This is a genomic window from Luteibacter sp. P4_E6 (genome assembly GCF_056401535.1).
The window spans coordinates 1-4,623 of record NZ_JBFUJE010000317.1 but is presented as its reverse complement, the minus strand read 5'-3'; the positions used below and the strand labels follow the sequence as shown (position 1 = coordinate 4,623).

Below are 4,623 nucleotides of genomic sequence, written 5' to 3'. Positions count from 1 at the left end.
ATGCACCACCGCCGCCGCGCGTGTGAACAGTGCGCCGTGCGGTGCGTACTCCGCTGCGAACACCTCGCCGGGTAACGTGACGGGCAGGCGCGCACGCATCTCGGGCGATCCTGTCAGGAGTACGGCGCGACGACCCAGCGCGGCCGCCGTCGTCATGCTTTCGCGAAGGAAGGCCTCACCGGCGTGCACCGCGGCCGAGCCAAGGGTGAACACCAACGGAGCGTCCCCGGCATCGAGGAACGCGGCCAGATCTGGCGGAAGCACATCCCCCGACGGCACGTAGCGGCAATAGCCCGTCGCCACGGTGTGTGCGGGCGAATCCGGTGGTGGGCGGCCCAGCAAGGGCGAGTACATGGCCAGCACGCCATCGCGCGCGTGCTGACCGCGATGAAACGGATCGCCCCACGCGGACACCGTTGCGAGCCCCAGCGATTGCCGGAAGCTTCGCACCGCTTTCGTCCAGGGCGAGGTTACCGTTTCGCCGATGCGACGCACCCAGGCACCACGCCGGGGCGACGATCGCAGGAACCGGTCCAGCCACTCGATGCCCGTGGCGGGTGGATCGAAGGCAGAAAGAAAGACGGCAGGCGACAGCGCCGCCGATAGCCAGGTGATCCGTCGGGTCTCGCCAAGGATCTGTCCGGCGAACGCCAGCGTGGAGGTGACGATGGCATCCGCATCGGCACAAACGGGCGCGAGCGCCGCATAGCTGCTCGCGACGTCCGCGGCGGCGAGGTCGCGAACCACGAAGCGCGGTCCGCGCCAGGGATGAAAGGCCCTCGCCGCGAACGCCGCCTTGTCTTCGGGCTCGGCGATGCCGCTGGCGAGCACGAAATCGAGCCCCGCCTCGCCCACGGCGTCCCGATGAATGCCGTGGGCGCCAATCGTCACACGATACCCACGCTGCCGAAGCTCCCGCCCCGCGGCCAGAAACGGGAAAAGGTCGCCCTGCGAGCCGACCGTCGCCATCACGATGTGTCTTGCGGTCATGTGGCGCTCCCTGGGTGTCGGCACATGGTCGCCGCCAGGATGTCGAGGCGATGCATCGCCATCGATTGACTTCAGGCGTCCATACGGCTAATTTTCCGCCCGTTAGCGGTCTTTATCTCTTTATTCGAATAGAGAGATAAAGCCAAGAGGGAAGCCGGTGTCAATCCGGCGCTGCCCCGCAGCGGTATGTGGAGACGAGTCCGTCACAGGCACTGGATCGAACGGGATCCGGGAAGCGACGAACAAGGCGGCACCAGCCCGGTGCCACATCCACGAGCCCGAAGACCTGCCGCCGACCGGACCGTTCGCGCCGTCATGGGCGCGGACGGTCCGCCCGACCTGGATGGGCGCTCCGCAAGGGGCGGCATCCGGTTCGCCCGCGGGGGCGAAGGTCGACGGCTAGCCTGCATGACGCCCCACGCCTGCCATGCCTCGTCGCGGCAGTCCGCGTGCGTTCGCGACCAGCCGCCCTTCCCTCCTCTTTGCCACGAAGAGGAATTATCCATGCCACACGTAACTTACCCGGGCTTCCCCCGCATCGGCCGACGCCGCGAACTCAAGCGCGCCCTCGAGAGCCACTGGAAGGGAGAAAGCCGCGCCGACGAACTGCTCGCCGTCGCGCGCGAACTGCGCCAGCGCCACTGGAAGCTCGCTCGCGACGCCGGGGCCGACAGTGTCCCGGTAAACGACTTTTCCCTCTACGACCACGTGCTCGACGCGGCCGTGCTGGTCGACGCCATCCCCGCGCGCTACCGCGAACTCGCCTCCCGCGACCCCCTGGCGGGCTATTTCGCGATGGCCCGCGGCCATCAGGACGGCGATGTGGATCTGCATGCCCTGGAGATGACCAAGTGGTTCGACACGAACTACCACTACATCGTCCCGGAGCTCGAGGCGGGACAATTCTTCACGGCACGCCCGGACAAGGTCGTCGCCGAATACCGCGAGGCCATCGCCGCCGGTCACGTCGCACGCCCTGTCCTGCTCGGGCCCGTCAGCTTCCTGCGCCTGTCCAAGACCGTCGATGGCAGCGATCCGCTGGCTCTTCTCGACGCCCTGTTGCCGGCATGGTTGAGTGTCGTCGATGCCGTCGCAGCGGCAGGCGCCGATTGGGTGCAGGTGGATGAGCCGACGCTCGTGCTCGATCTGGACGCGGAGTGGCGCGAGGCTTTCCGGCGCACCTACGCGGCTATCGCCGCACACGGCCGCGTGCGCGTCCTGCTCGCCACCTACTTCGGTGAGCTCGGTGCCAATCTCGAACTTGCCACATCGTTGCCGGTTGCCGGCCTGCACGTCGATCTTGCCCGTGCGCCCGACCAGCTGGACGCCGTACTCGATGCCCTGCCGGCCGACCGGGTCCTTTCCGCCGGCGTCCTCGATGGCCGCAACATCTGGCTGAGCGATCCGGCGACCATCCTTCCCCGCGTGGATCGCCTGCTCGCACGCCTCGGCAGCGATCGCCTGTGGCTGTCGACGTCGTGCTCCCTGCTGCATGTGCCGATCGACGTTTCCGAAGAAAAGCACCTGCCGTCACACCTCGCCGAATGGCTGTCGTTCGCGCGGCAGAAGATCGCCGAGCTGCGTCGCTACGCGGATGCCGTCGCGGGCGACGAAGCCGCGCGGAAAACGCTGAATCGCCAGCACGAGATCGTCGTCGGCCGCCAGAGCTCTGGCGAGGTAGTCCGTGCCGACGTTCGCGCCCGCGTACGCCAGCTCACCCCACAGTTCGGCCAGCGTCGTTCGGCCTTCGCCTTCCGCGCGGCCGTGCAGCGTGAGCGCTTCGACCTTCCCGACCTGCCGACGACGACGATCGGCTCGTTCCCGCAGACCAACGACCTGCGTATCGCCCGCGCCGCCCACCGTTCGGGCAAGCTCGACGACGATGCGTACACCGGCATCCTGCGCGACGAAGTGCGGCGTGTCGTTCGCTTCCAGGAAGAGGCCGGCATCGACGTGCTGGTGCACGGCGAGCCTGAGCGCAACGACATGGTCGAATACTTCGGCGAGCAGCTGGCCGGTTATGCGTTCACGTCGCTCGGCTGGGTGCAGAGCTACGGCTCGCGCTGCGTCAAGCCGCCGATCATCTATGGCGATGTAGCGCGTCCCGCACCGATGACCGTGGCGTGGTCGGCGTATGCACAGTCTCTCACCGACCGACCCATGAAGGGCATGCTCACCGGCCCGGTAACGATGCTGCAGTGGTCGTTCGTGCGTGACGACCTCCCCCGATCGGACGTTTGCCGGCAGATCGCCCTGGCCTTGCGCGACGAAGTGCACGACCTCGAGAAGGCCGGCATCGGCATCGTCCAGATCGACGAACCGGCGTTGCGTGAAGGTCTGCCGTTGCGTCGCGCGGAGTGGGACGCCTACCTGGCATGGGCGGTCGATGCGTTCCGCATCACGGCCGGTGGGGTCAGCGACTCGACCCAGGTGCACACCCACATGTGTTACTCGGAGTTCAACGACATCATCGAGGCCGTGGCCGCCATGGATGCCGATGTCATCTCGATCGAGACCAGCCGGTCGCGCATGGAGTTGCTCGACGCGTTCACCCGCTTCAAGTATCCCAATGGGATCGGTCCGGGTGTCTACGACATCCATTCACCCCGCGTGCCGACCGAGGTCGAAATGGCCGACCTGCTCGCCCGGGCCCTCCAGGTGCTCCGACCCGACCAGCTCTGGGTGAACCCCGACTGCGGATTGAAGACCCGAGGCTGGCCCGAGGTCTCCGAGGCCCTGAAGGGCATGGTGGCGGTGGCGAAGGCCGCCCGGGAGCGCCTGGCCGCCGTGGCCTGACGGCACCCGCCTGGTAGGAGCCGATTTATCGGCGATCCCGCGCCATCGGGCAACGCCCTGGCGCCCCCGGATCGCCGCTGAAGCGGCTCCCACCAGGCACCGCGCAGCCGTTCGGACGGCCCGGGCGCCTGAACATCCATGCAATCGTCACCACCCCGGCGTACCCTTCCCTCTGCAAACCCGGCAAAGGCCGTGTATCATGGCGCGCCCCCATTTATCTCTTTATCCGTAAAGAAGGATATATACCTGCGATGAGCAACTTCCTCTTCACCTCCGAGTCGGTCTCCGAAGGCCATCCGGACAAAATCGCCGACCAGATCTCGGACGCCGTTCTGGACGCCATCCTGGCCCAGGACCCGCGTGCCCGCGTGGCCTGCGAGACGCTGGTGAAGACCGGCGTCGCCATCGTCGCGGGTGAAATCACCACCAGCGCCTGGATCGACCTCGAAGCGCTGACCCGCAAGGTCATCCTCGACATCGGCTACAACTCCTCGGAAGTCGGCTTCGACGGCGAAACCTGCGGCGTGCTGAACCTCATCGGCAAGCAGTCCCCGGACATCAACCAGGGCGTGGACCGCAAGAAGCCGGAAGAACAGGGCGCTGGCGACCAGGGCCTCATGTTCGGCTATGCCACCAACGAGACCAGCGAATACATGCCGGCGGCGATCCACTACGCCCATCGCCTCGTCGAGCAGCAGACCAAGGTCCGCAAGAAGAAGAACTCGCCGCTGCCGTGGCTGCGCCCGGATGCCAAGAGCCAGGTCACCCTGCGCTACGAGAACGGCGAAGCCGTCGCCATCGACGCCGTCGTGCTCTCGACCCAGCACGATCCGGACG

The 4,623-nt window shown here is 67.0% G+C and carries 3 protein-coding genes and 1 riboswitch; of the genes, 2 read left to right on the top strand and 1 reads right to left on the bottom strand.

The window, feature by feature from the left end:
• Positions 1-990 (bottom strand): glycosyltransferase (locus AC1DT2_RS16280; RefSeq protein ID WP_477297455.1); only part of this gene is annotated, 990 nt, incomplete at its 3' end.
• An 89-nt stretch (positions 991-1,079) separates the two neighbouring features.
• Positions 1,080-1,298: riboswitch (cobalamin riboswitch) on the top strand.
• A gap of 196 nt (positions 1,299-1,494) precedes the next feature.
• On the opposite strand from AC1DT2_RS16280, the gene metE reads away from it, so the two are divergent.
• Entirely contained in the window at positions 1,495-3,786 is a 2,292-nt protein-coding gene (gene metE, locus AC1DT2_RS16275) for a 5-methyltetrahydropteroyltriglutamate--homocysteine S-methyltransferase (protein WP_477297454.1), read from the top strand.
• A 251-nt stretch (positions 3,787-4,037) separates the two neighbouring features.
• A partial coding sequence (locus AC1DT2_RS16270; RefSeq protein WP_477297453.1) for an S-adenosylmethionine synthetase N-terminal domain-containing protein occupies positions 4,038-4,623 on the top strand: 586 nt, incomplete at its 3' end.

Excerpts from the sequence above, each read along its gene's own strand:
- metE (WP_477297454.1), top strand. The coding sequence starts at position 1,495 with ATGCCACACGTAACTTACCCGGGCTTCCCCCGCATCGGCCGACGCCGC.